The organism is Streptococcus sp. CCH8-C6 (assembly GCF_001557225.1).
Classification (GTDB): Bacteria; Bacillota; Bacilli; order Lactobacillales; family Streptococcaceae; genus Streptococcus; species Streptococcus sanguinis_C.
This window is the reverse complement of record NZ_LSJN01000078.1, coordinates 1-4,821: the sequence shown is the minus strand read 5'-3', so window position 1 is coordinate 4,821 and position 4,821 is coordinate 1. Positions and strand designations below refer to the sequence as shown.

The 4,821-nt window shown below is 35.5% G+C and carries 5 protein-coding genes; all 5 read left to right on the top strand.

The features are described 5' to 3' along the window. Positions 1 to 318 precede the first annotated feature (318 nt). The 5 genes from AX677_RS08110 to cadX all read left to right on the top strand — a co-directional run bounded on the left by AX677_RS08110 (position 319) and on the right by cadX (position 4,709). Entirely contained in the window at positions 319 to 921 is a 603-nt protein-coding gene (locus AX677_RS08110; RefSeq protein ID WP_255260894.1) for a transposase, read from the top strand. A 180-nt stretch (positions 922 to 1,101) separates the two neighbouring features. Then, on the top strand, positions 1,102 to 1,380 hold the full coding sequence (locus tag AX677_RS08105; protein WP_002893755.1) for a DUF6110 family protein: 279 nt from the start codon (positions 1,102 to 1,104) through the stop codon (positions 1,378 to 1,380). A gap of 1 nt (position 1,381) precedes the next feature. Continuing rightward, positions 1,382 to 3,445, top strand: a complete 2,064-nt coding sequence (locus AX677_RS08100) for a heavy metal translocating P-type ATPase (protein ID WP_002893754.1) — start codon at positions 1,382 to 1,384, stop codon at positions 3,443 to 3,445. Between the two features lie 299 nt (positions 3,446 to 3,744). Beyond that, positions 3,745 to 4,359: a CadD family cadmium resistance transporter gene (locus AX677_RS08095; protein ID WP_002911684.1), complete on the top strand. Its 615-nt coding sequence runs from the start codon at positions 3,745 to 3,747 to the stop codon at positions 4,357 to 4,359. 11 nt (positions 4,360 to 4,370) lie between these two features. After that, positions 4,371 to 4,709, top strand: coding sequence for a Cd(II)/Zn(II)-sensing metalloregulatory transcriptional regulator CadX (cadX, locus tag AX677_RS08090; RefSeq protein ID WP_000711078.1), 339 nt, complete (start codon positions 4,371 to 4,373; stop codon positions 4,707 to 4,709). The last annotated feature ends 112 nt before the right edge of the window (positions 4,710 to 4,821 follow it).

The window sequence follows — 4,821 nt, the reverse complement described above, 5'->3', positions numbered from 1 at the left end:
ATCAAAGTTAGGTGTATTATTTTAATGCTTACAGACCTAAACTATTCCCCTATTTCAATTAAACTCATTCATTTTTTTTAAAATAAAAAAGCAGAATGAATTCTGCAAGTGCTTGATATTGCAATATTTTTAATCAAACTGAAACCCAGACTTTCCAAACCAGGCTTGAAAAAGGCCCGTAAAGCATCACAATTTAGTAAACGTTAATTCGTTACTGGACAGCAGAATACAAACGAAAACACTTTGCATCTTGCAAGGTGTTTTTTTCTATGAGAACTGGCGGTGCGCAATTAGGATAGCTCTAGCGACTTTAGTCGCATAGAGATATGCTATGCACAGTTGCCTCAAGAAAACAATGCTTCTTGGTCCACCCTGTTAGACAAGCTTCAAAACCAAGGAATCCAACAGATTTCTCTTGTAGTTACAGATGGCTTTAAGGGGCTTGAGCAGATTATCAGTCAGGCTCACCCATTAGCTAAACAACAATGTTGCTTAATTCATATTAGTCGAAATCTAGCTAGTAAAGTGAAACGAGCAGATAGAGCGGTTATTCTGGGGCAATTTATAATGATTTATCGTGCTGAAAATTTAGAAATGGCAGGACAAGCTTTAGAGGACTTTCTCGCCGAATGGAAACCAAAGTATAGGAAAGTCATGGAAAGTCTGGAGAAGACGGATAATCTTTTAACTTTTTATCAGTTTCCCTACCAGATTTGGCACAGCATGTATTCGACAAACCTCATTGAGTCTCTTAACAAAGAAATCAAACATCAAACGAAAAAGAAGGTTCTTTTTCCTAATGAGGAGGCTCTGGAACGTTACTTAGTTACGTTGTTTGAAGATTATAATTTCAAGCAAAGTCAACGAATCCATAAAGGGTTTGGTCAATGTTCTGATACACTTGAAAGCTTATTTAATTAACACTCCGTAACTCTACTTAAGTGTTTACACATAATTATTTACAGTATCAAAAAATAAAGTATATTGTTTTCATCATAATATAATTAAATATCAGTATAGAGAATTTTATCTATATATCAGATATCAGCAATTGCTTTTGCTGTCATTTTTCGCTACAATAGTTACAAGGAGGAAATAAACATGTTAAAAGAAGTATTAAACGTCGCAAAAGTTGCGAAAAAATCATCTCTCTTCTTAGGAGGGGTAGCATTTGGGACGCTTGGCTTGAAAGTCTTAGCAAGTAAAGAAGCTAAGAAAGGCTATTCTAAGGCCTTGGCTAAAGCTTACAAATTGAAAGATGGACTGGATGCATCTGTTTCTGTTGTAAAACAACACGGTGATGATGTTTTACAAGACGCTAAATATTTATACGAACAGGAAAAGAAAGAAGAACAATTAGATAGCCTGACAGGTGAATAATATGTCTTTTAAAGTGCTACACAGAGGATATCAACATATCCGATTATCGTCCTCGTTTTCACTGACCTTGGATATTCAAGATTATCTTCGTTCCTTGGCTAAAGATGAAAAAGGGATCGACTCTATTCAGTTTTATATGGATCAGCAGCACTTTACTCTACGTATGAAAGAAGGCTTCTCTGTATTAGAAAATGCAGAGGCCTTTTTAAAAAAAATTGACAAGGGGAAAGTTTCGGACTTGATGACTCTTCCCATTCGTAGAGAAGAGAGTGCTTATTCAATTGTATCGGGTGCAGCGATTAAGCGTTTGCTGTTTCGAAGTTTTGTACCCTACCCTATTCGTTATATTTGGACTTGTTATCAGGCTTTGGGTTATGTCAAAGAAGCCTATCAAACTTTAGCGCGCAAGGAACTAACCATGGAGGTCTTGGACTGTTCGGCCATTTTGTTGTCCTTGTTTATGAACCAATCCAAGACAGCTAGCAACATCATGTTTATGCTTGATTTGGGTAATCATCTGGATCAGTGGTCTTTAAAAAAAACAGCAACAGATTTGGAACAAAGCCTTCTTGCTAAAGAAAGTGATGTTTTCTTAGTGCGGGGAGACATGGTCATCAGCATCAAGAGTTCTGATGTTCAAGTAGGTGATGTATTAGTTGTCTCCCAAGGTAATGAAATCTTGTTTGACGGCCAAGTGGTTTCAGGATTAGGCATGGTCAATGAGAGTTCCTTGACTGGAGAGAGCTTCCCTGTTGAAAAGAAAGAGGGAGATTCTGTATGTGCGAATACTGTTTTGGAAACAGGAGAGTTAAGAATTCGTGTGACTGATAATCAGATAAACAGTCGTATTTTGCAACTCATCAATCTGATGAAAAAATCTGAAGAGAGTAAGAAGACAAAACAACGTCATTTTATTAGGATGGCAGACAAGGTTGTAAAATATAACTTCTTAGGTGCTGGTTTGACTTATCTGTTAACAGGTTCGTTTTCAAAAGCCATTTCCTTTTTATTGGTGGATTTTTCATGTGCTCTAAAAATATCCACACCTGTAGCCTACCTTACGGCCATAAAGGAAGGTCTAAATCGAGAAATGGTTATTAAAGATGGTGATGTATTAGAAAAATATCTGGAAGTGGATACTTTCTTGTTTGATAAAACGGGTACCATCACGACGAGTTATCCTTTGGTTGAAAAGGTTCTTCCTTTCGGAGATTATACTGAGAAAGATATTTTAAGAATAAGTGCATGTTTGGAGGAACATATCTATCATCCTATTGCCAATGCAATTGTTAAACAAGCTGAAATTGAAGGCATTGAACACGAAGAAATGCATGGCAAGCTTCAGTATGTTGCAAGCAAAGGGATTAAATCGCAAATTGATGGTCAATCGGTTGTCATTGGAAATTATGTACTAATGCAAGACGAACAGGTAAGAATTAGTTCTGAGCAGCTGGCCTTGATTGAGCAATATAAGACTCATTACAATTTATTGTTTTTGGCTTATAAGAAAGAATTAATTGGGATGTTTTGTATCCACACTCCCTTGAGAAGCGAGGCGAAAGTTGCATTGAAAAAGCTAAAGCGCCAAGGGAAAAAACTGATTCTGGCAACTGGTGATACGTTGGCTAGAACAGAAGAGTTGGTTAAAGATCTGCCATTTGACAACGTTTATACTGATTTAAAACCAGATGGTAAGTTTCAGTTGGTTCAGGAATTACAGAAAGCTGGCCGAACTATTTTGATGGTTGGAGACGGGTTAAACGACTCTGCTGCCTTGACGCTTGCAGATATTGGGGTTGTGATGAATGAAAGTGCTGATATTTCTAAGCAGATGAGTGATATTTTATTATTAGATAATCGTTTAGATTTCTTCGAGGAATTGAATTCTTTATCTGAATCGTTGCAGAAATTAATTCAAAGAAATATTCAAGAAACAGTTGTAATAAATGGAAGTTTAATTGGATTTGGGTTGTTAAATTGGTTAAGCCCATCTAATCTTTCGATATTGCACAATCTGACTACTTTAAGAATCGTCCTTCGTAGTCTTTCTATTAAAAGTAGGTAAGAGACCGAGAAGCTGAGGTTATAAAAACTAAAAGGAGTTGTCTCATTTGAGAATAACGGCTCTTTGTCAACTGTAGTGGGTTGGTGGAAAATTATACCCTGGAGAGGACCAAATTGGTTCTCTCCTTTTAAATATTGAAAAAACCATTGGCAGTGGACATACTTTAAGACTATATATTTCTGAAACTAGTTTCACAATACAAATATTGACATGCAATTATTAATTGGTGGATTTTAAGTTGACATCTACAAAGGTTAATGTTAGAATACATTCAAAAATATATTTGAATGAGGTGTTTTATGATTCAAAATATTGTTACTTCAATAATCCTGTATTCTGGGACAGCCGTAGACTTACTTATTATCCTAATGTTATTTTTTGCCAAAAGAAAAAGCAGAAAGGACATCATTAACATCTATTTAGGACAATTTCTAGGCTCTGTTAGTCTAATATTCCTAAGTTTGCTTTTTGCATTTGTCTTAAATTATATTCCTAGTAAAGAGATTTTAGGTTTACTCGGTTTGATTCCAATTTTCCTAGGCCTCAAAGTTTTGCTTTTAGGAGATTCTGATGGAGAAGCTATTGCAAAAGATGGTTTGCGAAAAGACAATAAAAACCTGATTTTTCTAGTCGCTATGATTACTTTTGCAAGTTGTGGCGCTGACAATATTGGTGTCTTTGTCCCATATTTTACCACCTTAAATTTAGCGAATTTGATAGTGACTTTACTTACTTTTCTAGTCATGATTTATCTCTTGGTTTTTTCTGCCCAAAAATTAGCACAAGTCCCTTCTGTTGGAGAAACTTTGGAAAAATATAGCAGATGGTTTATTGCCGTTGTCTATTTAGGATTGGGGATGTATATCCTGATTGAAAACAACAGCTTTGACATGCTATGGGCTGTGTTAGGCTAGGAGAAAAAATTATGAAAAAAGATAGTATCTGTCAAGTGGATGTTATAAATCAACAAAATGTTACAACCGCAACGAACTACCTTGAAAAGGAAAAAGTCCAAAAATCACTTCGCATTTTATCAAAATTTACCGATAATAAACAGATAAATATCATCTTTTATCTCCTTGCCGTCGAAGAACTCTGTGTCTGCGATATAGCCTGTTTATTAAATCTCAGTATGGCATCTGCCTCCCACCATCTTCGTAAACTAGCCAATCAAAACATCTTGGACACTAGAAGAGAGGGGAAAATTATATATTATTTTATAAAGGATGAGGAAATCAGAGATTTTTTTAATCAACTAGGATAACAACTATTTTTACTACTTTTCCATGATTATAGGGAGATTATAATCGTTGTTGTTTCAACGGTAGCAAACTGGTTTTTACATAAAGTAATTGATAAACCCAATATAGATCAGA